General features: G+C 31.2%; 28 protein-coding genes and 1 tRNA gene. 14 read left to right on the top strand and 15 right to left on the bottom strand.

Features of this window, described 5'->3' with window-relative positions; all coding sequences use genetic code 11:
• Positions 1–7: 7 nt before the first annotated feature.
• The 5 genes from L8V77_RS05090 (at position 8) to L8V77_RS05070 (ending at position 6,358) form a co-directional block, all read left to right on the top strand.
• Positions 8–1,993 carry an OPT family oligopeptide transporter gene (locus L8V77_RS05090; protein ID WP_263706994.1) on the top strand — a complete coding sequence of 662 codons (1,986 nt, stop codon included), beginning with the start codon at positions 8–10 and terminating at the stop codon, positions 1,991–1,993.
• Complete coding sequence (locus tag L8V77_RS05085) at positions 1,990–2,796, top strand: undecaprenyl-diphosphate phosphatase (protein WP_263706992.1); 807 nt, start codon at positions 1,990–1,992, stop codon at positions 2,794–2,796. The genes L8V77_RS05090 and L8V77_RS05085 overlap by 4 nt, the downstream gene beginning before the upstream one ends.
• A 106-nt stretch (positions 2,797–2,902) precedes the next feature.
• Positions 2,903–4,714, top strand: coding sequence for a threonine--tRNA ligase (thrS, locus tag L8V77_RS05080; RefSeq protein ID WP_263706990.1), 1,812 nt, complete (start codon positions 2,903–2,905; stop codon positions 4,712–4,714).
• On the top strand, positions 4,711–5,232 hold the full coding sequence (gene infC / locus L8V77_RS05075) for a translation initiation factor IF-3 (RefSeq protein WP_039617082.1): 522 nt from the start codon (positions 4,711–4,713) through the stop codon (positions 5,230–5,232). Before thrS ends, infC begins: the two co-directional genes overlap by 4 nt.
• A gap of 34 nt (positions 5,233–5,266) precedes the next feature.
• Positions 5,267–6,358, top strand: coding sequence for a DNA adenine methylase (locus tag L8V77_RS05070; protein ID WP_263706988.1), 1,092 nt, complete (start codon positions 5,267–5,269; stop codon positions 6,356–6,358).
• On the opposite strand, the gene L8V77_RS05065 is transcribed toward L8V77_RS05070, so the two are convergent.
• The 8 genes from L8V77_RS05065 to L8V77_RS05030 all read right to left on the bottom strand — a co-directional run bounded on the left by L8V77_RS05065 (position 6,355) and on the right by L8V77_RS05030 (position 11,862).
• Complete coding sequence (locus tag L8V77_RS05065) at positions 6,355–7,221, bottom strand: helix-turn-helix transcriptional regulator (RefSeq protein WP_263706987.1); 867 nt, start codon at positions 7,219–7,221, stop codon at positions 6,355–6,357. The genes L8V77_RS05070 and L8V77_RS05065 overlap by 4 nt on opposite strands.
• A 16-nt stretch (positions 7,222–7,237) precedes the next feature.
• A complete protein-coding gene (locus tag L8V77_RS05060) occupies positions 7,238–7,543 on the bottom strand; it encodes a hypothetical protein (protein ID WP_257937862.1) in 306 nt (101 codons plus the stop codon).
• Positions 7,544–7,546: 3 nt separating this feature from the next.
• On the bottom strand, positions 7,547–7,972 hold the full coding sequence (locus L8V77_RS05055; protein ID WP_257937863.1) for a hypothetical protein: 426 nt from the start codon (positions 7,970–7,972) through the stop codon (positions 7,547–7,549).
• Positions 7,973–7,982: 10 nt separating this feature from the next.
• Complete coding sequence (locus tag L8V77_RS05050; RefSeq protein ID WP_263706986.1) at positions 7,983–9,893, bottom strand: hypothetical protein; 1,911 nt, start codon at positions 9,891–9,893, stop codon at positions 7,983–7,985.
• 36 nt (positions 9,894–9,929) lie between these two features.
• Positions 9,930–10,928 carry a hypothetical protein gene (locus L8V77_RS05045; protein WP_263706985.1) on the bottom strand — a complete coding sequence of 333 codons (999 nt, stop codon included), beginning with the start codon at positions 10,926–10,928 and terminating at the stop codon, positions 9,930–9,932.
• Position 10,929: 1 nt separating this feature from the next.
• Positions 10,930–11,235, bottom strand: a complete 306-nt coding sequence (locus tag L8V77_RS05040) for a YkgJ family cysteine cluster protein (RefSeq protein ID WP_139471045.1) — start codon at positions 11,233–11,235, stop codon at positions 10,930–10,932.
• A gap of 78 nt (positions 11,236–11,313) precedes the next feature.
• On the bottom strand, positions 11,314–11,532 hold the full coding sequence (locus L8V77_RS05035) for a hypothetical protein (protein ID WP_039640451.1): 219 nt from the start codon (positions 11,530–11,532) through the stop codon (positions 11,314–11,316).
• 60 nt (positions 11,533–11,592) lie between these two features.
• A complete protein-coding gene (locus L8V77_RS05030; RefSeq protein WP_263706984.1) occupies positions 11,593–11,862 on the bottom strand; it encodes a hypothetical protein in 270 nt (89 codons plus the stop codon).
• 145 nt (positions 11,863–12,007) lie between these two features.
• Between L8V77_RS05030 and rpmI the strand changes: the two genes are divergently transcribed.
• The 3 genes from rpmI to L8V77_RS05015 all read left to right on the top strand — a co-directional run bounded on the left by rpmI (position 12,008) and on the right by L8V77_RS05015 (position 13,538).
• The gene (gene rpmI, locus L8V77_RS05025) at positions 12,008–12,199 is read left to right on the top strand and encodes a 50S ribosomal protein L35 (RefSeq protein WP_039617094.1); all 192 of its coding nucleotides are present in this window, start codon (positions 12,008–12,010) and stop codon (positions 12,197–12,199) included.
• A gap of 99 nt (positions 12,200–12,298) precedes the next feature.
• Positions 12,299–12,652 (top strand): 50S ribosomal protein L20, encoded by a 354-nt coding sequence (gene rplT, locus L8V77_RS05020; RefSeq protein WP_039617097.1) that lies wholly within the window; start codon positions 12,299–12,301, stop codon positions 12,650–12,652.
• Entirely contained in the window at positions 12,630–13,538 is a 909-nt protein-coding gene (locus L8V77_RS05015) for a DNA ligase (RefSeq protein WP_263706983.1), read from the top strand. The genes rplT and L8V77_RS05015 overlap by 23 nt, the downstream gene beginning before the upstream one ends.
• Before the next feature lie 9 nt (positions 13,539–13,547).
• Here the strand turns inward: L8V77_RS05015 and L8V77_RS05010 are convergent, their stop codons facing one another.
• The 3 genes from L8V77_RS05010 to L8V77_RS05000 are packed head-to-tail and all read right to left on the bottom strand — an operon-like array spanning position 13,548 to position 15,932.
• The gene (locus L8V77_RS05010) at positions 13,548–14,357 is read right to left on the bottom strand and encodes a metal ABC transporter permease (RefSeq protein WP_263706982.1); all 810 of its coding nucleotides are present in this window, start codon (positions 14,355–14,357) and stop codon (positions 13,548–13,550) included.
• Positions 14,350–15,099, bottom strand: a complete 750-nt coding sequence (locus tag L8V77_RS05005; RefSeq protein WP_263706981.1) for a metal ABC transporter ATP-binding protein — start codon at positions 15,097–15,099, stop codon at positions 14,350–14,352. The genes L8V77_RS05010 and L8V77_RS05005 overlap by 8 nt, the downstream gene beginning before the upstream one ends.
• Positions 15,096–15,932: a metal ABC transporter solute-binding protein, Zn/Mn family gene (locus L8V77_RS05000; RefSeq protein ID WP_263706979.1), complete on the bottom strand. Its 837-nt coding sequence runs from the start codon at positions 15,930–15,932 to the stop codon at positions 15,096–15,098. The genes L8V77_RS05005 and L8V77_RS05000 overlap by 4 nt, the downstream gene beginning before the upstream one ends.
• Before the next feature lie 60 nt (positions 15,933–15,992).
• Here L8V77_RS05000 and L8V77_RS04995 point away from each other — a divergent pair, with 60 nt between their 5' ends.
• Positions 15,993–16,691, top strand: a complete 699-nt coding sequence (locus L8V77_RS04995) for a class I SAM-dependent methyltransferase (RefSeq protein WP_263706978.1) — start codon at positions 15,993–15,995, stop codon at positions 16,689–16,691.
• Between the two features lie 9 nt (positions 16,692–16,700).
• Here L8V77_RS04995 and pyrC read toward each other — a convergent pair whose 3' ends face one another.
• Genes pyrC through L8V77_RS04975 form a run of 4 tightly spaced genes read right to left on the bottom strand, consistent with a single transcriptional unit; the run spans position 16,701 to position 19,820 of the window.
• The gene (gene pyrC, locus L8V77_RS04990; RefSeq protein WP_263706977.1) at positions 16,701–17,693 is read right to left on the bottom strand and encodes a dihydroorotase; all 993 of its coding nucleotides are present in this window, start codon (positions 17,691–17,693) and stop codon (positions 16,701–16,703) included.
• A gap of 8 nt (positions 17,694–17,701) precedes the next feature.
• Positions 17,702–17,932 (bottom strand): helix-turn-helix domain-containing protein, encoded by a 231-nt coding sequence (locus L8V77_RS04985; protein ID WP_039617109.1) that lies wholly within the window; start codon positions 17,930–17,932, stop codon positions 17,702–17,704.
• A complete protein-coding gene (locus L8V77_RS04980) occupies positions 17,917–18,288 on the bottom strand; it encodes a diacylglycerol kinase (protein ID WP_087699066.1) in 372 nt (123 codons plus the stop codon). The genes L8V77_RS04985 and L8V77_RS04980 overlap by 16 nt, the downstream gene beginning before the upstream one ends.
• On the bottom strand, positions 18,288–19,820 hold the full coding sequence (locus L8V77_RS04975; protein ID WP_263706976.1) for a phosphoethanolamine transferase: 1,533 nt from the start codon (positions 19,818–19,820) through the stop codon (positions 18,288–18,290). The genes L8V77_RS04980 and L8V77_RS04975 overlap by 1 nt, the downstream gene beginning before the upstream one ends.
• A gap of 98 nt (positions 19,821–19,918) precedes the next feature.
• Between L8V77_RS04975 and L8V77_RS04970 the strand changes: the two genes are divergently transcribed.
• From L8V77_RS04970 to nrdG, 5 genes are all read left to right on the top strand, one after another.
• A complete protein-coding gene (locus L8V77_RS04970; RefSeq protein ID WP_263706975.1) occupies positions 19,919–20,677 on the top strand; it encodes an exodeoxyribonuclease III in 759 nt (252 codons plus the stop codon).
• A 69-nt stretch (positions 20,678–20,746) separates the two neighbouring features.
• Positions 20,747–20,821, top strand: a tRNA-Glu gene (locus tag L8V77_RS04965).
• Positions 20,822–21,031: 210 nt separating this feature from the next.
• A complete protein-coding gene (locus L8V77_RS04960; RefSeq protein ID WP_263663709.1) occupies positions 21,032–21,646 on the top strand; it encodes a BspA family leucine-rich repeat surface protein in 615 nt (204 codons plus the stop codon).
• Between the two features lie 131 nt (positions 21,647–21,777).
• The gene (locus L8V77_RS04955; protein WP_263706973.1) at positions 21,778–24,057 is read left to right on the top strand and encodes an anaerobic ribonucleoside triphosphate reductase; all 2,280 of its coding nucleotides are present in this window, start codon (positions 21,778–21,780) and stop codon (positions 24,055–24,057) included.
• The gene (gene nrdG / locus L8V77_RS04950) at positions 24,029–24,538 is read left to right on the top strand and encodes an anaerobic ribonucleoside-triphosphate reductase activating protein (protein WP_263706972.1); all 510 of its coding nucleotides are present in this window, start codon (positions 24,029–24,031) and stop codon (positions 24,536–24,538) included. The genes L8V77_RS04955 and nrdG overlap by 29 nt, the downstream gene beginning before the upstream one ends.
• Positions 24,539–24,551 lie beyond the last annotated feature (13 nt).

Raw genomic sequence — 24,551 nt, 5'->3', positions numbered from 1 at the left:
AAACAAAATGCATACAAAAAACTCACTACCGGAGCTTACGCTTAGGGGTATAATACTAGGAAGTATTTTAACGATTATTTTTACTGCCTCAAATGTATATTTGGGGCTTAAAGTTGGTCTTACTTTTTCTACTTCTATTCCTGCTGTTGTGATTGCAATGGCTGTTTTAAAAATCTTTAAAGACTCTAATATTTTAGAAAATAATATGGTTCAAACTCAAGTTTCAGCCGCAGGTACGCTTTCGGCTGTGATTTTTGTTATACCAGGTCTTTTTATGTGTGGATATTGGTTTGAATTTCCACTTTGGCTTACTTTTATGCTCTGTCTTTGTGGGGGTGGATTGGGCGTGCTTTTTACCATACCTTTGCGTAGAGCTATGGTGGTAGAGAGTAAATTAGCTTATCCTGAAGGAAGAGCTGCTGCTGAAATTTTAAAAGTAGCTAATAAAGATCAAGCTGATAAAAAAGGAAAAGTAGGCTTAAAAGAAATCACACTTGGCGTGGCTTTTGCTTCTGTGATAAGTCTTTTTTCAAGTGGTTTTAAACTACTTTCAAGTGGAAGTAGCTTTGCATTTATTTGGCAAAAAATGACTTTTGGCTTTTCTATGGGTTATTCAGTGGCACTTTTGGGTGCTGGATACTTAGTAGGTATAGCTGGAGGTGTTGCATTGCTTGCGGGTATGGTACTTGCTTGGATGGTTTTTGTTCCATATTTTTCTGCTAAAGAAAGTTTTGACGCGAGTTTAAGTGCACTTGATATAGCTAATCAAATTTGGGCTCAAAAGGTGCGTTTAATAGGCACAGGAGCTATTGCCATAGCAGCATTATGGACTTTAATAGAACTTGCAAAACCTGTATATGATGGCATGAAAAATATGCTTAAAAAAACCTCGTTAAATCTTTCACAAGATCCTAAAGATATGGATTTATCTTTAAAAGCTATGCTAGGTTTATTTGTACTTATGTGTATAGGTTTGTTTGTCTCATTTTACGCTTTTGTGGCTGATTCAAATTTAGCAAGTGGCTATCAAATTCTTTTTGCCTTAGTAGGAACTTTAGTGGCTATTTTTATAGGCTTTTTTGTAGCTTCTGCTTGTGGATATATGGCAGGTTTGGTGGGTTCATCATCTTCTCCTATTTCGGGTATAGGGCTTATTGGGATTATGATTTCTTCTTTGATTATTTTACTTTTGGGTTATCAAGTAGATTTATTTAGTGATCCTTTAATGTCTAAATTTGCCATCGCTTTTGCTATATTTACTACTAGTGTTATTTTAGCAACTGCTGCTATTTCTAACGATAATTTACAAGATTTAAAAACTGGCTATTTAGTGGGTGCAACTCCTTGGAAACAACAAATTTCCTTGATAATAGGTTGTGTGTTTGGTGCTTTGGCTATTGCTCCTGTGTTAAATTTATTATATCAAGCTTATGGTTTTGTGGGTGCAATGCCAAGAGAGGGAATGGATGAGGCAAATGCACTTGCTGCACCACAAGCAAATTTGATGAGTACTATAGCACAAGGCATTTTTAACGCTAATATCGATTGGAGTTATATTATAGCGGGAGCTTTTGTGGGCGTTGGTATAATCATCATTGATCGTTTATTAAGAAAGAAAAATATGTCTTTGCCACCTTTAGCTGTGGGTATAGGTATATATTTACCACCTGCTGTTAATATGCCTTTGTTTATAGGTGGATTATTAGCGTATTTAATCAAAAAGCGTTTAGAGCAAAGATATGCTAAAAATGCTCATAAAAAAGAACTCATTCAAGAGCATGAGCAAAAAGGAACCTTATTTGCCTCTGGTTTGATAGTAGGTGAGAGTTTATTTGGAGTGTTAATAGCTGGTTTAACCGTGCTTTCTATTAGTAGAGGTGGGGCTGAAGATCCACTTGCTATTGCAACTTCATTTAAAGACGATGGGATTATAGGTTTTGTAGTTTTTGTAGCGATTATGCTAATTTTTGCAAGAAGAGTACTTAAAAAATGAATTTAGATTATTATTATGCTTTGATTTTAGGAATCATTGAGGGTCTGACAGAATTTTTGCCTGTTTCATCTACAGGGCATATGATCTTGGGTGCTGAAATTTTGGGTTTAAATATAGATGATTTCTGGAGAAGTTTTTTTATCATTATTCAACTTGGTTCTATACTAGCGGTGATTTTTATTTTCAAAGATAAACTAACTCAAAAACTTGATATTTGGTTAAAACTTGCTGTGGGCTTTTTGCCAGCAGGTGGAGTGGGTTTTATAGCATATAAGTTTTTAAAAGAGATATTTAATGGCTATACCGTGGCTACTATGTTAATCATTGGTGGGATTGTTTTTATCATCATAGAGCTTAAACATAGAAAAAAAGACTATGATATACATTCTTTAGATGAGGTAAGTTATAAACAAGCTTTTTTGATAGGTTTAACCCAAGCTCTTGCTATCATACCAGGTACTTCAAGAAGTGGAGCAAGTATTATAGGTGGCTTATTGCTTGGGCTTGATCGTAAAGTGGCTTCTGAATTTTCATTTTTACTTGCAATTCCTACCATGATTATAGCAACAGCTTATAGCATTTATAAAGAACCACAAGTTTTAAGCAATATGAATAATTTCATTCCTTTAGCCATAGGTTTTGTAACAGCTTTTATAGTGGCTTTTGTGGTAATTAAAATATTTTTAAAATTAATCAGCAAAATAAACTTTATACCTTTTGGAATTTATAGGATAATTTTAGGTTTTGTATTTTTATACCTTTTTATGAGTGGTGCCTTAGATATATCAAGAACAGGTGTTTGAAATATAAAAATATCCTTTATTTAAAAAAAGTTTAAGTTTTTCATAGCTAAAATTAGTCTTATATTTTAATTTAAGCTCACAAGGTTAGTGAGTGTTAAGGGTAGAAATGACAAAAGATATAATTGCATATGCAAATAATGAAACTTTGGTAGATACTCAAAGTTTTAACAATGATACAAATTTAACTCCGATTTATTTTGATAACTCTAAAGAAAGTTTAGAAGTTATCCGCCACTCTTGTGCGCATTTAATGGCTCAAGCGATTAAAAGTCTATATCCAGAGGCTAAATTTTTCGTAGGACCTGTGATAGAAGATGGGTTTTATTATGATTTTAGAGTTGATAGTAAGATTTCAGAAGAAGACTTAAGTAAAATCGAAAAGAAAATGAAAGAACTAACAGAAGCAAAGCTAGACATCATAAAATACGAACTTTCAAAGACTGAGGTTAAAGAAAAATTTGCTAATGATGATTTAAAACAAGAAGTTTTACTAAGAATTCCTGATGGAAAAGTAAGTATTTATAAGCAAGGCGAATTTGAAGATTTATGTCGTGGACCTCATGTGCCAAATACTAGATATTTAAGATTTTTCAAGCTTACTCGTGTAGCGGGAGCGTATTTGGGTGGCGATGAAAAAAGAGAAATGCTCACAAGAATTTATGGTACTGCTTTTGCAGATAAAGAAAGTTTAAATGAATACTTAAAAATCATTGAAGAAGCTAAAAAAAGAGATCATAGAAAACTTGGTAATGAAATGAAGCTTTTTGCCTTTGATGATGAAATAGGCGGTGGGCTTCCTATATGGCTTAGTAATGGTGCAAAATTAAGAAGCAAATTAGAGCATTTGCTATATAAAGCACATAGATTAAGAGGCTATGAGCCTGTGCGTGGGCCTGAACTTTTAAAAGCTGATGCGTGGAAAATTAGTGGGCATTATGCAAACTATAAAGAAAATATGTATTTTACGCAAATTGATGAGCAAGAATATGGCATTAAGCCGATGAATTGTGTAGGACATATTAAAATTTATCAAAGTGATGTTAGAAGTTATCGCGATTTACCTTTGAAATTTTTTGAATACGGTGTGGTGCACCGCCATGAAAAAAGTGGAGTTTTACACGGGCTTTTTAGGGTAAGAGAATTCACTCAAGATGATGCGCATATTTTTTGTATGCCAAGTCAGATAAAAGAACAAGTTTTAGAAATTTTAAGCTTTGTTGATACTTTGATGAAGGCTTTTGAGTTTGATTATGAAATGGAAATTTCAACACGCCCAGCAAAAGCAATAGGCGATGATGAAATTTGGGACATAGCTACAAAGGCTTTAAAAGAAGCTTTAGATGAACAAGGTTTAAAATATGGCATTGATGAGGGTGGTGGAGCTTTCTATGGTCCAAAAATCGATATTAAAATTACCGATGCGCTAAAAAGAAAATGGCAGTGTGGAACTATACAAGTAGATTTTAACTTACCAAGCCGTTTTAAACTCGAATACACAGATGCAGATAATGAGAAAAAACAACCTGTAATGCTTCACCGTGCTATTTTGGGTTCTTTTGAAAGATTTATAGGAATTTTAGTAGAGCATTGTGCGGGTGAGTTGCCATTTTTTATAGCACCAACTCAAGTAGCTATAGTGCCTATTTCACAAAATCATCATGATTATGCAAAAGAAATAGCAAGAAAACTTTTAGAACTTGGCATTGATAGTGAAGTGTATAATAAAAATGAAAGCTTAAATAAAAAAATCCGCACCGCCGAAAAAGCACATGTGCCTATGATACTTGTTTTAGGTGATGAAGAAGTAGCAAACCAAAGTGTGGCTTTAAGAGATAGAAGAGCAAAAGAGCAAAAAACAATGACTTTAGATGAATTTATAACCCTAACAAAGGAGAAATTAAGTGAGGTACGCTTTTGAGTAAAGAAAAAGAAGTATTGCTAAATGAAGAAATTCAAGCAGATGAGATCAGATGTATAGGTGATGATGGCAAGGTTTATGGCATTATTAGTAGTGATGAAGCGCTAGATATAGCAAATAGACTAGGGCTTGATTTGGTGATGATAGCCCCCGAAGCCAAACCACCTGTATGTAAGATAATGGATTATGGAAAATTCCGTTATCAACAAGAAAAGAAACAAAAAGAAGCAAAGAAAAAACAAAAAGTTATTGATATAAAGGAAATCAAACTTTCTGTGAAAATCGCTCAAAATGACATTAATTATAAAGTCAAACACGCAAGCGAGTTTTTAGAGCAAGGCAAGCATGTGAAATTTAGAGTGTTTTTAAAAGGTCGTGAGATGGGCTCTCCTGAAGCAGGGGTGGCGTTGCTTGAAAAAATTTGGCAAATGGTTGAAGATATAGCAGATAGAGACAAAGAGCCTTTACTCGAAGGACGCTATGTAAATATGCTAGTAACTCCTAAAAAGAAAAAATAATCACAAGCCTTTTTAAGGCTTGTATTTTAAACTTATGCTAGAAGAAAATCCACAATTTTTAAAAGAACAAATCATAACTTACCTTGGCAATAAAAGATCCTTGCTTGATTTTTTAAATCAAGGCTTTAAATTCGCACAAAATGAGCTTAAAAAAGACAAATTTAGTTTTTGTGATGTATTCAGTGGCTCTGGGGTAGTTTCGCGTTTTGTGAGGCCTTATGCGAGTTTTATCATGGCAAATGATTTGGAAGATTATTCTAAAATCATCAATGAATGTTATTTGAGTAATCAAAACGCACAATTTTTACAAGAATTACAAAAATATTATAATTTTTTAATTTCTGATTTAAAACTCAAAAAAGGCTTTATAAGCAAGCTTTATGCACCAAATGATGATGAGTATATCCAAAAGAATGAAAGAGTTTTTTATACGCTTAAAAACGCTATGTATTTAGACTCTATGCGAGAAAAAATTTCAAGCCTGCCAAGTAATATACAAAAATACTTCATCGCACCACTTATTTATGAAGCAAGTGTGCATGCAAATACAAGTGGGGTTTTTAAAGGTTTTTATAAAGATAAAAATGGAGTAGGAAAATTTGGAGGAAATGGAGCAAATGCGCTTAGTCGTATAAAGGGTGATATAGCTTTAAAAATGCCTATTTTTTCAAATTTTACTTGTGAATATGAGGTTTTTCAAAAGGATGCAAATATTTTAGCTAAAGAGCTTGATAGCTTTGATGTGGCGTATTTAGATCCACCTTATAATCAACACCCTTATGGGTCAAATTATTTTATGTTAAATTTAATTGCTAATTATAAAAAGCCAAAGGAAATTTCAAAGGTTTCTGGCATACCAAAAAACTGGAACCGCAGTGCTTTTAACAAAGAAAAAAAAGCCGAAGATGCTTTGTTTGATTTGATAAGTGATTTAAAAGCCAAGATTGTATTGCTTTCTTATAATTGCGAAGGTTTTGTAAAAAAAGAAAATTTCACAAAAAGACTTCAAAGTCTTGGAGAATGCTTTGTGCTTGAGCAAAAGTATAATGCCTTTAGAGCTAGTAGAAACCTTTCTAAACGCTCTATGCATATACAAGAACAACTTTATGTGTTAAAAAAACACTAATCTTGCATGTATGTATTTAACTGCTCAAAAAGCTTTTCTTTTAAAGCAATAGGTTTGTTTATTTTAATATATGGTATCCAATATCTTATCAAATTTAAAAGTTCATCATCATAAGTATAAAATGCCTTGATGTAAATGAAATTCTCATCCTCATCTATAAATTTGTATTTAGTAAGGGCATTTTTTCTTAAAAAATATTCTTTAGCTTTTTTATCAAGTTTTAAAATAGCTTCTTTGTTTTCTTTGCTAATCCAATTACTTTGATCTTTTTGAATTTGTTTTAAAAACTCTTCTTTTGGGGTAAAAATTTCTTTCTTTTCTACTTTTAGTTGTGTGATTTTAGAAAAAGTAAAGGTTTTTAAAGTATCGTTTTCATCTGCTAAAAGATACCATATGTGATTAATATTAATGAGTTTGTATGGATTAGCTTTTCTGTGTTTTTCTTTGTAGTGAAAGCTAATGGAGTGTTTTGCTATGATAGCTGCGCTTAGTTCTTCAAAAACTTCTCTATCAAGTGTTTCATAGTTTTGGGTTTTGACTAAAAAGGCTTTATTGATTTTTTCATTAAGCAAGTCGTTTAAAAACTCTTTATCTAAACTAGGATAAAGCCTACCTATACCGCTTAAAATAGCAAAATTTTGTATATCTTTAAAGCTTAATTTTCCTAAAACATAGCCTTCTAAAAAGTATTTTCCATTTTCTTTTTTTATAGGGATAAAAGCAAGACGTTCATGCAAGTCTCTTTGTATAGTGCGAATGCTGACATTAAATTCTTGTGCAAGCTCTTCTAAACTAAAACGCTCACCATTGTTTAAACACTGCAGTATAGAAACTAAACGCGTAGAAAGCTTGTCTTTTTCCATATACAACCTTTTTTGTTTATTTTAGCAAATCTTTGATGTTTTGTTTGATTGTTTTTGGATCGTTTTCATAAGTGGCTAAAAGCTCTTGAATAAGCTTTAAAAAATCATTAAAATCATCAGGATTTTCTTTTTTAAATTTAAGCACTCTATCTAGGATGATAAAAGCAGCTTCTGTTTTGTCATTTTCTTTTTCATAAAGCTCTTTTAGCTCTAAAGCAAGCTTAGTGTAAGTATAAGCTTGCTTTGGCTTTGAGATGATATTAAAGATGTTTGATTTATAGCTAAAAAGCAATGAAAAAAGTTGAGGTAGTTTGTTTAGCATGGTTTATTGTTCAATATATCCGCAATCTCTACATTTTCTTTTTCCATTAATAGAAACATCTTTATTTGTAAAAGGAATTTGTACCCAAGAATGCTGTATATCGCCTAAGCGCTCTTTTCCACATTGAGAGCATTTTTCTATTATCTGACACCTTTCATTTTTTCTTACTTTTTCAAATTTGTGATATGTTCCAAATTCTCTGTGCTGACAATAAATACATTTTTCATAACCTCTGCAAGAGTACGGATCTGTTATAACTCTTTCTGCAAAGTTGTGATTGTATTTACTGATATATTCATTACAGTCAGGGCATGTTTTTGAAAGATAGCATTGAGGTTTTCCTTCTTCATTGCTGTAAGTTCCTCCGTGCCACCCAATTCCACATTTTGCACTAATTGCTATAGATTTTAAAGTATCTAAAAATCCCATTTTATTCCTTTTATATTTTTAAATTTTCATTGCTAAACATAAAATCATCAAATTCTTTTCGTGTTTTAAATAAATCATCAACACCAAATTTTTCTGCAAGATTTATAATAGATTGATTTGCTTGTGTATAGTTGCTGTTATTTAAGGCGGTTTGTAATTCTTGAAAACTCATATTGCTAGTATTTTTTAAATCACGCATATAATCATCTATGAAAATTTCCAAAGATTCTTGGTTTTCTATCATTTTAGGCATGATTTTATCAAAAACCATTTCAACTTCTTCTCTTCTTGCTTTAGCTAAATTCGCCTTAGCAAAAATTGCAACAAAGCTATTTATTGTTATTTCAACAGTTTTAGAAAATAAAACCACAGCTAATGAACAAATGAAAATGGATATTCCTATGGATAAAATTTGAGCTAATTGACTTCCACCTAATGCTTGACAAATTTGTTCTTCTAAGGCAATTGCAAATATAGTCATGATAGCTGAAAACAAAGATTTTAATATCACTTTTATAAGTTCATCAAAACTTTTAATTTTACCAGTTATATAAGCATATATTGCATTCCATATAGATTTTAAACTACTTCTTAAATTTTTCCACAAAGCTTTTAAGTGCCCACCAATTCTTTTAAAATATTGCGAAACAATTCCAACAATAACATCTATAATACCATAGCTAGCTCCTCTTATAAAAGCATCTTTCCCGCTTTCAATTACTCTTGATAACAAACGCTTAAATCTTACTTCAAAATCCTCATGTTCTTTTTTTATAAATTCGCTTTTAAGTTCAGCTATAACACCGCTTGCAAATGTACTAAGAACAACAACACCAGCATCACTAGCTCCAGTTTGAAAAACATTTATGGCAGCTTGTTTTGCTTGAATAATATATACTTCTTTTAAGGCCTTATCTTTGTCTGTATGGTTTGTAGGTTCGTTTTTCTTTAAATGATTAAAAATCTCTTTCTTTGTCTCAAGTTCTTTTTTTAAAGACTCTTTTTCTTCTTCGGATGCTTTTTCTATAGTGCTTTCTAATTTTTCTATCTCTTTTTGTGCATTTTCGTATATTTTTTTATTGACTACAATATAATCTATTTCTCCATTTTTAATTTTATTAAAATCATCTTCATGTTTTTTGCTAAATATATCATCACTTTTTTTGATAGTAATAGTTTTATCTTTGCTTTCTTCTTGTGTATAGCCAGCTTTTTCTCTTTCACTACCTTGAGTAAGAAAAGAAAATTTGCTTTTATATTCTTGAAGTTTTTTTTCTAAAGAAGCTTGTTTTTCTTCAGGCGCTTTTTCTATAGCACTTTCTAACTTTTCTATTTCTTTTTGCGCCCTTTCGTAAGTTTCTTTATCAGTTTTAATATAGTCTAAATTTCCATTTTTAATCGCTTCAAAATATCTATTATATTCTTTTCCAAATATACTATCATTAACAGCTTTTAATTGTTCTGTTTTAGCTATTTCGCCTTTTTCGTTTAAAGTTACGGTATCTACTATAGTATGATTTGTTTTGGTTAAGTTGTCTAGATTGACATTGTTTGTCAAATTTTTAATTTCTTCATCGCTATAATTTGCCAAAATTGTCTCTTTTTTGTATAGATCAATATTTTCCCCTTTAAAGACTTTGCTTATTTCGGCAAGCTCATCTGTTGTGAAGCTTCTATTTTTATTTTTATTATATGCGTTGCTGATGTTTTCTTTACCAACTTCTAGTGTTTCATAAAATTGACCAAAACCATTTGGGTTGTTGCCATGTTGTTGCGTAGCTTTTTGCATATTTGTTGTAAGTTTTGCACTTTCCATATAGGCTTCATATGAGTTGACATTAAATATATTGATGGGTAATCTTGCTAAACTTTGTGTCCCTAGTTCTTCTAGTAATTCATCAAACAATGATACAGTATTCATAATATCTTCCTTATTTTAAAAGCGGAAATTCCGCTTTTAAATAGTTTGTATTTCTTTATTTAAATTTTGTGCTATTTGGACAGCTTTTTTAAATTCTTTATTTACTATGCCATCTTCAGTCAGTACATTTACTTTGCAGATACCACTAATTGCTTTTACTAAATTGACAATAAATTGAGTATATGCTTTTTCACCATTAGTAAATTTAGAATAATCACTTTCTCTTATAATCATTAATTTAAAAGTTTGTAATTCTTTAATTAAAATTCCATCTAAATTTTGTATAGCTATAAGAGATTCATTTACAATAGAACTAATTGCTGTTGTTGCAATTCTTGCAGTATCCATTTCACTTGCTGCTGCTTTTGCTTTATGTAGGTTACTTTTTGCTTCGTCCAAAGCTTGCTCTCCAATTTTAGAATATAAAAACCCTCCAACTGCTAAAACAGGCGCAGCTACTATACCACCTAAAACAGCCATTCCACCAGCCATTCCAAATCCACCTGCAGCTAAGCTACCTCCTCCAAGCCATGCTAAAGTAGCATTAGTAGCCGCTGCACCACTTAGTGTAGAAATTAAAGTTCCGGTAGAAGCGCTTGCAAGTAATCCAACACTACCATAAGCTCCAAGACCAGCTAAAGCCCCAGCACCAAGAGATGCTATCCCACCCGTAGCTAATTTTGTAAAGTCAATTACACTTTCTTTGGTAAATTCTATAAATTCATTAATATTAAATTTTAAATCATCTTTGGAAAAATCATCGCTTTCTATATTTTTAAGTTTAGAAAAAATATCAATAAACTCTTTAAAAGAATTTTGATGAATATGCAACTTTGCATGCCCTAAATTTTCCAAAGCTTGTTCAGCATTTTTTCTAGCTATATCTAATTTTTCTTTTGCATAATCAAAAATTGCTTTAGCATTATTATCTAACTCTTCTGCTGCACACTTATCTTGATAACCATCGTATGCTTTTTTAGCACCAAATATACCTGTTGCTAAAGCTATTCCGCCTAAAATAAATGGAACTGCCATTTTAAATCTCCTTTGTTATTAAATTTATTTTGTATTTTTTATCTAGCTTCAATTTATCTTGCAATAAATTACATATTTTTATATTTTCGTTATAAAAATCCTTTTTACTCATAGTGTCTTTAAAATATTTATTGTAAAAATCTTCCACTCTGCATACTAAGGGTCTTTCGTTGTAAATTTTACAAGAGTTATCTTCTTGTAAATTAATGCAAACACCATTTATATTAAAGTGTTTCAACTCTTCAATGCCATTAATATTTTTACAGCATGCTCCACATGAAGTGCAAGGAAAATTATGTTTTAATATTATTTAACCCTCCTTATTATTTTTTTATGTCAATTATATCAATACCCCCCCCCCGTATTGTCAAGGTTTTGTTTAGTATTATTTACTTTTTTTAATTATTCTTGCAAGCACTACTACACCTGATAAAATTAGCACATAAGACACTACTACATTTATAATTCCGTATTTTTCTATTAAAAATAAACTTGGTAATATAACGCACCATAATATAAATATAAATAAAGCCCAAAAGGCTCCGCAGACAATAGTCCATATAGCAGTAGCTATCATGACTATAATGCCAATTACAACCGCCATTTACAACTCCTTTTAATGTGATTGTTTGTTGCTATGATAGATAGTCTTTAGTGTATATTACTAAAATTGCTTTCCAAATACAGCTTCCATTTTTATAGCTATTTCTTCATCTTCTTTTGATTTGTTATTGTTTAGAGTATCCTGCTTTTCGTTGAATATTGAGTTAGGTTTGTAAAAATCACTTGCAGTGTATGTTTTTTTATTATCTTGCATGCTAAAACTTTTATTGTTGTTTTTGAAAACATCATTCTCTTTAGTTTTATCGTACCATTTTTTTATGCCATATCCAGTTGCAGCTAAAGCTACTCCACCTAATATTAAAGGTAGCATTTTTTCTCCTTATTTGTGAAATATTGAATAAATTATATTTAACCCTTGTGACAGGTTGTGTCATATAAAAATTTAATTTTTCTAAAGCATAGTTGTAGTAAAATGATAGCTTTCTTTTATGAAAAAATTGATCCAAAGGATACACATGCCAAAAATGAAAAGCGTTAAAAGTGCTGTTAAACGCTTCAAAGTAGGTAAAAATAAAATCAAAAGAGGCGCTGCTTATAGAAGCCACATTTTGACTAAAAAACCTGCTAAAAGAATGCGTGATCTTCGCACTTCTAAGTATGTTCACTCAACCAATGTTAAAGCGGTTGAAAAAATGTTAGGAATTTAAGCTCGCTTAAATTTAGTTTTTGACGAAAGTCATTCAAACTCCCCTTATTTTTAAAGGGCAAGATTCGTTTAACGAACGCCAATTTGTGAAAGGATAAATATGGCAAGAGTAAAAACAGGTGTTGTAAGACGCCGCAGACATAAAAAGGTTTTAAAACTTGCGCGTGGTTTTTATAGTGGTCGCCGCAAACACTTTAGAAAAGCTAAAGAACAATTAGAAAGAAGTTTGGTTTATGCGTATCGTGATAGACGCCGCAAAAAACGTGATTTCCGTCGTCTTTGGATAGTACGTATCAATGCAGCTTGCAGACTAAATGATATTAGTTATTCAAGATTTATAAATGGTCTTAAAAAAGCAGGCATTGAGCTTGATAGAAAAATCTTAGCTGATTTAGCGATGAATGATGCAGCTGCTTTTGCTAAAATAGCAGATGCTGCTAAAAAAGCACTTTAATCTTACTGCAAGGCTTTTTATAAGCCTTGTTTTTCTTTTTATTCCTTTTTTTAATTCTCTTTTTGCAAAAGATATTTTACTTTTTAAAGTCTATGATGAAAAAACATTTAAAGATGTAAATTTAAGTCATTATCTTATGAGTGAAAAACTTGATGGCGTAAGAGGGCTTTGGAGCGGTAAGTCTATGCAAACAAGGGCAGGAAATGCCATAAAACTCCCTTTGTTTTTCACAAAAAATTTTCCTAAATTCGAATTAGATGGAGAGTTTTGGGTAAAAAGAGCTTCTTTTGAAGAAATTTCATCTTTAATACGCCAAGAAAATCCCGATGAAAAACTCTGGCAAAAAGTAAGTTATAATGTCTTTGATGTGCCAAATGCTTGCAAAGAATTTAAACTTGATCCTTGTACTTTAGAAGCAAGATTGGAAGTTTTAAAAAAGTATTTAGCTAAAAATCCAAATGATTTTATAAAAATCATCCCACAAATTCGCATTAAAGATAAAAATCATTTAAAGCAATTTTACCAAGATATCATTTCGCATAAAGGCGAGGGTGTGATCATAAGATTAAACAACGCACCTTATGAAAAGAAAAGATCAAACAATGCTTTTAAACTAAAACCTTTTGATGATACAGAATGTGTTGTAAAAAAGCATTTTAAAGGTAAGGGAAAATTTGAAGGCAAAATGGGATCTTTGCTTTGTGAAGCAGTGATTGAGGGTAAAAAAGTAAGTTTTAAGATAGGCTCGGGCTTTAAAGAAAGCGATCGCTTAAACCCTCCACCAATTGGTGCTATCATTACTTTTAAATACAACGGCTTAACCAAAAATGGCAAGCCAAAATTTGCTAGTTTTTTAAGAGTACATGAAAATAGCGTTTTAAAGTAAAAGTAAATTTCAACTTTTCTTTAAAAAAGCACTAAAACAAAGATAAAACACAAAAGCTATACAAGCACTAGCTATAATGCATGCTCCACTTGCAAGATTATAATAAAAACTTATAAAAAGCCCTATCACGCAAAAACTTATGCTCAAAAGCGTAGAGATGATCATCATTTGTCCAAGCTTTTTAGAAAAGCTCTCGGCGATAAATGCAGGTATGCTAAGCAAAGCTATCACAAGTATAAGTCCTACTACTTTGATACTTATAACGATACAAAAAGCCATCATCGCGATTAAAAGATAGTGAAAAAGATTGGTTTTAACCCCTCTTAAGCTTGCAAATTCTTTATCAAAGCTTAGAATTTCAAATTGACGATAAAAAAGCAATACTAAAATGATAAAAATCACATCAATCACTGCAAATAAAACTATATCTTGTGTAGGTACAGACAAAATACTACCAAACAAATATCCCATTAAATCACCATTATACCCAGGGGTTAAGTCTATGAGTATGATACCAACAGCCATTCCAAAAGCCCATATAACACCGACTATATTGTCACTTCTAAAAGGATATTTTTGGACTAAAAACGCTACAAGCAAGGCTAAAAAAAGAGTAAATAAACTCGTGCTAACAAGCACTGGCAAACCAAAATAAAATGCTATACCTATACCCCCAAAAGCCCCATGTGTAATGCCTCCTGCCATAGAACTTAAGCGGTTGATCATGATCAAAGTCCCCATAATCCCACAAGCAATGCTAGTTAAAAATGCAGCCAAAAAAGCATTTTGTATAAAAGAGCTAGATAAAAGTTCAAGCATGGTTTTTTCCTTCACAGCAACACTGCTCCAAGCTAAGCTCCACATCACAAAAATGCGTGTGATTTTGGCTTAAATGCGCTAGTAAATGTGCCTTTTTTTCAGGGGTGTTTTCATGCAAGAATAATTCTTTATTTAAATACGCGATTTTATTTGCATAAGCTAAGCTTACATTTAAATCATGGCATATTACTATCACGCCAACCCCGCTTTCGTGTAATTTTTTCAAAAGCTCAAAAATCTGCACAGAGCCTTTAGTATCTATACTTGCAGTAGGCTCATCAAGGATTAAAAGTTTGCATTCACTTGCTAGAGCTCTTGCTATATAAACTCTTTGTCTTTGACCTCCACTTAGTTCGTTGATTTTTTTATCCCAAAAATTTCTCATACCTACTTTTTCTAAGGCTAGCAAGGCTTGCTCTTGATCTTTTTTGGTATAAAAACCAAAGAATTTTTTATCCACCCTTCCCATCATCACCACTTCTAGCACGCGTACTGGAAAGTTTGGATTAGCTAAAGTATTTTGTGGGACATAACCTATATCTTTTAAACTTAAGTTTTCAAAGTTTATGTTTTTATGGCTATTTAGTAAGCCTAGTATGAGTTTTAAAAGTGTAGATTTGCCCCCGCCATTTGGCCCTACTATGGCTAAAAAGTCTTTGTTTTCATAGTTTAGGTTGATATTTTTTAAAACCTCATCTTGATTATATGAAAAGTTTAAATTTTTAATATTGATTTTTATCATTGTAAAACGCTTGCTATATTTTTTGCATCTTTTAAAAGCTCATTTTTATAATCACTTGGCAAATGATCAAGTTCTATGATTTTAAGATTATAATTACTTGCCATAGCTTTAATGGTATTGTTATTAGCTCCTTTTGGTACAAAAATAGCTTTTATTTGCTCTTTTTGTATGAGTTTTGCAAGCTTAGCTAAGTCTTTTGGTTTAGGTTCTTTTCCTTCTATTTCAACAGGAATTTGGCTTAGATGATATCTTTTGGCAAAATACCCCCAAGATGGATGATAGACTAAAAAGTGCTTGTTTTTTGCATTTTTAAATAAAGCTTGTATTTGTAAATTTAATGCATCCATTTCTTTTAAGAAATTTTCTAAATTTTGCTCATAAAATGCTTTATTTTTCGGGTATTGTTCTATAAGTGCTAAAGTGATATTTTTAGCATGAGTTTTTGCTAAAAGTGGATCAAGCCATGTGTGAGGGTCATCTCCATGATGATGGTGTCCTTCATGTGCATGCTCTTGCAAAGGTATAAAATCAATACCATTTTGAGTAGAGATGATTTTGGTATTTTTGAGATTATCTTTAAGTTTTAAAATCCAAATTTTTTCAAATTCTAAATTTGCTGTGAAGTAAATATCGCTTTTTTCAAGTTTTAAAATACCACTTGGTTTAAATTCGAAAGTATGCTCATTTGCATTAGGTGGTATGACTATATTAATATCTAAAGTATCTTTGGCAATTTGCTTTACAAAGTAAGCTTGTGGAGCTATACTAACACTTACCAAATCTTTGGCATATATACTTAAAAATGAAATCAAACACAAAAACAATACACGCATAATTTTCCTTTCTAAAAACAAAAAAATATTATACTATATTAGAAAAAATAAGGAGTGAAGATGAATTTATGGAATAAAAAAGCAAAAAGCTACGCAAGGTATAATCCTAGTTTAAACGAAATTCAAAAAGCTACTTTCTCAAGACTTGGATCTTTACAAGATAAAAGCGTGGTAGATATAGGCTGTGGGAGTGGTGTTTGGACTTTGCATTTAGCACAAAAAGCAAAAAGTATTTTGGGTGTAGATAGCTCTAGTGCTATGCTTGAAATTTTACAAGAAGATGCAAAAACTCATGCTATATCAAATGTAAAAACTTTAAATTTAGATTTTGAAAACTTTTATAAAAACAATAACACGAAATTTGACTTAGCCTTTTTAAGTATGTCTCCTGCTTTGCAAAATGAAAAAGACTATAAAGCTTTTTTAAGCTTAGCTTCTAAAAAGGTGTATTTAGGCTGGGCAAGTAGGCGTAAAAGTAGCTTTTTAGATCCTATATTTGAGCATTTTAATACGCATTTTAAAGGTTTTTATGAAAGTGACTTACAAAGTTTTTTAAATGCGCAAAATATCCCTTATGAGTATGAAGTTTTTAACGAAACTAGAGTGGTAAAAAGAGATAAAGAAAGTGCGATAGAAAATGCTTTGTGGCATTTGAGTATGAATGGTGTTAATGCAAATAAACAAGAGTTAGAAAGCTTTGTAAAAGATGAGGTAGAAGAGCTTATAGAAGCTAAGATAAAACTTCTGATTATTAATTAAATTTCAAGGCTAAATAACCTTGAAATTTAAAGTTTTTCCTGCCATAAATGGCACTACATCACCGTATTTTTGCGCTACTTGCCATTCTTGTTTTTCTAAAGTGATGATTTTATCTTTTTCAAATTTAAGATTATGAATTTTACAAGCATTATCTGAAATAAATTTTTGTAAATTTGCTTCATTTGAGTGTTTTTCAAAAAGTTCAGCCAATACAGGTAAAATCACTGGCGCACTAAATACACCAGCTGCGCACCCACAGCATTCTTTAGTGTGTAATGGATGAGGTGCACTATCGCTTCCAAACATAGCCTTTTCATAACCGCTAAAAGCAAGCTCACATAAAGCATCTTTGTCTTCATAGCGTTTTGCAATAGGCTTGCAAAATAAATGCGGATCCATCTTACCGCCCACTACATCATCAAGCGTTATCATCAAATGGTGTAAAGTGATAGTTGCGTATAAATTTTCATAATCTTCTAACAAATCACATGAAACCTTAGTGGTAATATGCTCCATTACGATTTTTAATTTTGGAAAGTTTTTAGCTAATTTTTCATAAATTTTAGCAAAATTTGCTTCTCTATCCATTACAAAATCATTTGTTTCTCCATGCACAAGCAAAGGCAGTCCAAGCTCACTCATAGCATTTAATGTGGGTTTTAACTTTTCTATATCAAAGCTTGAAATTCCATTATCTGAGTTGGTAGTGATACCTGCAGGATAAAGTTTTATGGCAAAAAGCTCATCTTTGATTTTTTCTAAAAATTGCTCATCATAGTCTTTAAAAAATAAAGTCATCAAAGGCGTAAAATCTTCATTTTTACACGCTTTTAAAATGCGTTCTTTATAAGATTTTAATGCATTTGTTTCGGTAAGTGGGGTGATTAAATTTGGCATGATAACCCCTGCTTTAAAGTCTTTTGCGCTAAATGGAGCTACAAGTTCAAGCATGCTTTCATCGCGTAAATGTAAATGCATATCCAAAGGGTTTTTAAGTGTCATTTTATCTCCTATTTGAGTTTATATAAGCCGTTTTTGAGTTTTTCAAGCAAAGCTTTTTCTTCTAAAAATTTAAAAGTAGAAATGATGGTTGGTTTGCTGATGTTTAGTTGTTTAGAAAGTTCTTCTATGTTTGCAAAGACAAAGCCATCTTCATTAGCATGAAGGGCTAAAAATTCTAAAATTTCAAAGCGTTTTTTACCAAAGATTTTTGCGCATAGCGTTTTTACTTTATCATCCATTCTCTAACCAAATCAAAAAGAATAAAACTCCAAGTAATTATAGCTAAAACCACGCTAAAAAACACCCCAGCACTCGCACAATCTTTTGCTTTTTTAGCTAAGATGTGAAATTCGCTCGTGCAAAGATCCACGCAAGCTTCTATAGCAGAATTTAGCGCTTCTACAATTAAAATTAGTACCAAAACAAATACAAGCACAAAATGCTCTAAAAAACTCACAGGTAAAAATAAGCTTGCAAAAATCAAAGGTAAAATAATGGCAAATTCTATCCTAAAAGCCATTTCATCTTGGAGTAAAAATTTAATTCCACTAAAGGCATAGCTTGCATTTTTAAATAAAGAATATTTCGGCTTCATTAAGGATTTTCCTTTAAATTTTTGCTAAATATATCATAATTTGCCTCATATTCTTTGCTATTTACACCAAAATACCCCAGTAAGCTTGAAAAAAGATTATCTTGAGAAAGTTTATAGTCTTTTTTGCTTTGTAAATCTTGGCTTAATTTGCTATCTTTACTCCAAAATATCATCGGTATGTGTTTTTGATCTTTTGGCGCTATTAAATAAGGCATACCATGAAGATAAATTCCATTTTCACCTAAACTCTCCCCATGATCTGATAAATAAAGTAAAGAAGCTTCTTTGGTAGGATTTTGCTTAAGCATATCTATAAGGCTTTTTATAATAAAGTCTGTATAAAGTAAAGTATTATCATAGGTGTTGATGATTTGTTCGTGTGAGCAGGTATTTAGCTCGTTTGTATCACATGTTGGCATAAATTTTTTAAATGCATTTGGATAGCGTTTGTAGTAAGTTGGCCCATGTGAGCCTTGTAAATGTACAACGATGATTTTATTTGAATTTGCATTTTCAAGTTCTTGTTTTACAAGTTCAAGTAAGCTTTCATCATAGTCTTTTGCAATGAGTTTGTGTTTTATACGATCGCAATTTCCTTTACAACCCCCTGAATTATTACCAAACCAAACACTTTGTATTCCAACCTTTTGCAAGATATCTAAAACATTTTCTTCGTATAATCCATCTTCAAAATTTACTCTTTTGTGTCTTGAAAACATACAAGGCAAACTTCTTGCAGTAGCCGTTCCACATGAGCTTACATCGTTAAAATACACTAAATTTGGCTCATTTTTGGTATAAAAATTCGTATCATTTGTACTATATCCACCTAAAGAATAATTACTCGCTCTAGCAGTTTCACCTATGACTAAAATCATAAGCTTAGTTGTATTGGTATCTTTTAAACTTGCATCATTTGAAATGATAGTTAGTTCTTTTTTACCTGCTAGCTTTTTCTTTGTAAATTCTATGCTTGAGTATATTGGGTAAAATGGCAAATTATACATTCTAACGATATTGTGTGATCTTAAAAAAGGCAAAAGTATTTTTGAGCTAAGAGCCACTAAAGCAAAGCAAAACACCAAAGAAGTCAAAAATAATACACTTTTTTTGAAAAAATACTTTTGATAATCAATCTTAGTAAAAATCACAAGCAAACTAGGAAAAATCACAAAGACTAAAATATACAAAGCAAAGGAAAAATTAAAATAAGAAAAAAATTCCCTATTGTCTGTTTCAACGACATTTTGTATCATATGATCATCGATTAAAACCCCATAATTGCTAACAAAATAACTACAAATAGCACAAGTGCTAAGTAAAAATATGCTTAAAATTTTGGTGATATAGGGAAAATATACCAAAGATAAAACACCCAAAACCAAGAAAAAATAAATTCCAAAAAACACACTAAAAAGCATAGTGTTTTGATCTATCTTTTCATATACAAACTCAAACAACGGGAAATTAAACGCCATGATAAAAATCGTATTAAGCAGGGTAAATTTTGTCCATGAAAGTTTTAGGTGCATTTTTTTCCTTTGGAATAAAATAAAAACTTAGTCTATTTGAATAAAATTAATAAATCGCATATAAAATAGCAACAAAAGAAGATTGGTAAAGGTATTTTATGAAATTATTATCATGGAATGTAAATGGCCTAAGGGCAATTTGTGATAAAAACGCACTGGATTGGATTGAAAAAGAAGAAATCGATTTTATAGGTTTTCAAGAAATCAAAGCACACGAGGATAAATTTCCAAAAAGAATTTATGAATATCCTTTTAAACATATGTATTCAAATAGTGCTAAAAGAGCAGGGTATTCTGGTGTAATGAGTTTGTGTAATTTTGATAGTGAAGTCAAAAAATGTGAATTTTTTGATGATGATGAGGGTAGGGTTTTAGAACATAGTTTCAAAAATGTAGTTTTGTTTAATATTTACTTTCCAAATGGTCAAAAAGATGAAGAGCGTTTAAACTTTAAAATGAAATTTTATAATGATTTTTTAGTGTATTTAGATAAGCTTTTAAAAGAAGGTAAAGAAATTATTATCTGTGGAGATGTAAATACTGCTCACCGTGAGATAGATTTAACTCATCCAAAAGCTAATGAAAAAACTTCAGGCTTTTTGCCGATTGAGCGTGCTTGGATAGATGATTTATTAAAATTAGGCTTTGTAGATACTTTTAGACATATAAATGGTGATATTAAAGAAAAGTATTCGTGGTGGAGTTATAGAATGAAAGCAAGAGAAAGAAATGTAGGCTGGAGGATTGATTATTTTTTCATTTCTAATGGCTTAAAAGATAAGCTCAAAAATGCCTTTATAAGAGATGATATTTTTGGTTCAGACCATGCTCCTGTAGGGATAGAAATAGATATTTAAGGCATTTTTTGATGTCTTAAATAATTATTAAGTAAAAATTGCTATAATTTTGTCTTCAAACTGCAAATTGGCCCATTCGTCTAGCGGTTAGGACATCGCCCTTTCACGGCGGTAACACGAGTTCGAGTCTCGTATGGGTCACCACTCTATATTTTTCTCCACAGTATTATTTTTTTCATTTTTTATCAAAATTCATCTATTTATTTATAATTATTTATTATTTTGTAAATATATGTTTATATTAAGTTAATTTTAAATTAATAATTATTAATATTCCAAATCTTTTGTTTAATTTCATTAAATTTATATTGACTTCACACTTGTTTTTTAAAATATACAAAAAGGAGGGACAAAATGTATAAAGTTAAAAACAAAAATGAGTTGATGAATTTGGTGCACAATGAAAGAATTTCTCTAAGAGATATTGATGTTTCTTTGATAGAAGATTTTTCATTCGTTTTTTATTGTTCTACTAGAAAAGATTTTTTGGGTATTGAGCGTTGGGATGTATCTAAGGCTAAAGATATGTCTTATATGTTTTATTGTTGTGAAAGTTTTAATGCAGACTTATCACGCTGGGATGTTTCAAATGTCGAGAATATGGCAAGTATGTTTTTTAACTGCAAAAATTTCAACAAAGACTTATCAAAGTGGAATACACAAAATTTAAAAGATATGTCTTATATGTTTTTTAATTGTGTTAAATTTAATCATTCTTTATTGCACTGGAAAACCTCTAATGTAATCAGAATGGCACATTGTTTTGAAAACTGCCATGCGTATGAGCATAATGTGGCAAGCTGGGATGTGCAAAATGTAATTACCATGGCCTATCTTTTCCATAATTGTAAAAATTTTCACCACGAGCTAGATGAGTGGAATATCCAAAGAGATTGTAATACTGATAAAATGTTTGGAAATCGTGGTATTGATAAACTTTATGCTGTAAAAGGCGTGGAGTTAAAATAATCAAATTCACACATTTTTTGTGTGAATTTTTCTTTTATTTCTTTAAGTTTTTCATCAAGTTTTTGTACTAAACTTATCTTTTAAAAGTGCTATTTTATAGTGCTTAGAGATTATTTTTTAGGAAAATTTCCATGAGAATAAAATTTATTATAAAAAGAGATAAAAGCCAAGTTGCATTTGATATTTTTAAAATCAAAAATGCTATTTTCAAAGCCAATATAAATTCCACAGATGAAAAATTAAATAATGATTTTTTAGATAAACTTTGCGATGAGGTTGTAGCTTTACTGGATGAAAAACACATACAAGTAGAACAAATTCAAGATAAAGTTGAAGAAGTTTTAATCAAAAATGCCTTAGTCAATACTGCAAAATCTTATATTTTATATCGCCAAAAAAGAGCACAAATTCGCAATGGTAGCTATGATTTGCTAAGTTTATATGATGATTTAACTTTTAAAGATTCTAAAGAAGCTGACTTAAAAAGAGAAAATGCAAATATTAATTCAGATAGCGCTATGGGTATGATGTTAAAATATGGCTCAGAAGGCGCAAAATACTATGTAGATGAGTGTATTTTACCAAAACATATCGCAAATGCACACAAAAACGGCGATATACACATACACGATAAAGACTTTTATATGCTAACACAAACTTGCTGTCAAATAGACTTATTAAAGCTTTTTGAAAATGGTTTTAGCACAGGACATGGAAGCTTGCGTGAGCCAAATGATATCAGATCTTATGCTTCTTTAGCTTGCATTGCCTTGCAGGCTAATCAAAATGAAATGCATGGAGGCCAGTCTATACCCAATTTTGATTTTGCTATGGCAAAAGGCGTGGCAAAGACTTTTCAAAAAGAGTATAAAAAGGCTATAAATGCTTTTTTTGAAATAAAATTAGAACAAAGTTTAGATGAGCAATGCTTTAAAAATGCTAATTTTCAAGCTTTTAGCGAAAAAGAATGCTTCAAAGAGCTTTTAAGGCTTGATTTAAATAGTGATGAGAATTTTTTAAAGCAAGCAAATGCTTATGCTTATAAAAGAGCATTAAAGCAAACCCAAGATGCGACTTTTCAAGCTATGGAGGCTTTAGTGCATAATCTTAATACTATGAATTCAAGAGCAGGAGCCCAAGTGCCTTTTAGCACGCTAAATTATGGCACCGATATATCTTTTGAAGGGCAAATGGTGATAGAAAATTTACTCAAAGCCACGATGAAAGGCTTAGGAAATGGCGAAACACCAATTTTCCCTGTGCAAATTTTTAAAGTAAAAGAGGGTGTTAATTATAATGAAAAAGACCCAAACTACAAGCTTTTTAAGCTTGCTATAGAATGTGCTTCTAAAAGACTTTTTCCAAATTTTAGCTTTTTAGATGCAAGTTTTAACGCAAAATATTATAAAAAGGGCGATTATAATAGTGAAGTAGCTTATATGGGTTGTAGAACTAGGGTTATGGCAAATGTTTATGATGAGAGTAAAGAAATCACAAGCGGTAGGGGAAATTTAAGCTTTACCAGTATAAACCTTGTGCGTTTAGCTATAGAAGCTAAAGGAAATTTAGAGCTTTTTTACTCACTTTTAAAAGAAAAATTAGAGCTTGTGTATGAGCAATTACTTCATAGATATAAAATTCAAAGTCTAAAAAAGATTAAAAATTTCCCATTTTTAATGGGCGAGGGAATTTGGATAGATTCAGATACTTTAAAAGAAAATGATAGCGTAGAAAAAATCATAGCACATGGGACTTTGGCTATAGGTTATATAGGACTTTGTGAGAGTTTAATAGCTTTGATAGGTTCTCATCATGGACAAAGCCAAGAAGCAAGAGAACTTGGCTTACAAATCGTGCGTTTTATGCGTGAATTTGTCGATGAAAAAGCACTCAAAGATAAGCTTAATTTTTCACTCATAGCTACCCCGGCTGAAGGCTTAAGTGGAAGATTTTTAAAGCTAGATCAAAAAAAATACGGCATTTTAAAAGGCATAACCGATAAAGATTTTTATACCAATTCTTTTCATATTCCTGTAGATTTTCCTATTAGCATATATGAAAAAATTCAAATAGAAGCCCCATATCATGAGCTAAATAATGGCGGGCATATTACTTATGTGGAATTAAACGGCGATGTGAGTAAGAATTTAGAAAGTTTTGAACGCATTATAAAATGTATGAAAGAAAGCAATATAGGTTATGGCTCGATTAATTTCCCGCTAGATAGGGATCCAGTGTGTGGTTATAGTGGTGTGATAGATGAGTTTTGTCCAAAGTGCCATAGAAAAGAAGATGATATTAAATTTGAACGCATAAGAAGAATCACAGGCTATTTAGTAGGAACGCTTGATCGTTTTAATGACGCTAAAAAAGCTGAAGTTCATGCAAGAATTAAACACGATTTTTCTTAGATTAGCTGGTGTTATAAAAGAATCCATAGTCGATGGCTATGGTTTGCGTTATGTGATTTTTACTCAAGGTTGCCCTCATCATTGCAAAGGCTGTCATAACCCACAAACGCACGATTTTAACAAAGGATATTTGCAAGATTTAGCGAGTTTATATGATGAGATTTGTAAAAATCCTTTGCTTCAAGGTGTTACTTTTAGTGGTGGAGAGCCTTTTATGCAAGCAAAAAATTTAAGCATTCTAGCAAAACACATTAAGGCTTTAGGGCTTGATCTTACCATATATACAGGCTTTACTTATGAAGAGTTATTAGAAGAAAAATCAAAAAAAGAATTGCTTATCTTAGCTGATGTTTTGATAGATGGGAAGTTTATTTTAGAGCAAAAAGACTTATCTTTAAAATTTAAAGGTAGTAAAAATCAACGCATTATCGATGTAGCAAAAAGCTTAGAGCAAGGCAAAGTAATACTTTTTGAAAAATAAAGACTCATTTAGT

Origin of the sequence: Campylobacter sp. IFREMER_LSEM_CL2127 (assembly GCF_025771745.1) — a bacterium.
In the GTDB taxonomy this organism is placed as follows: domain Bacteria; phylum Campylobacterota; class Campylobacteria; order Campylobacterales; family Campylobacteraceae; genus Campylobacter_D.
This window is presented reverse-complemented; position numbering and strand designations above follow the sequence as displayed.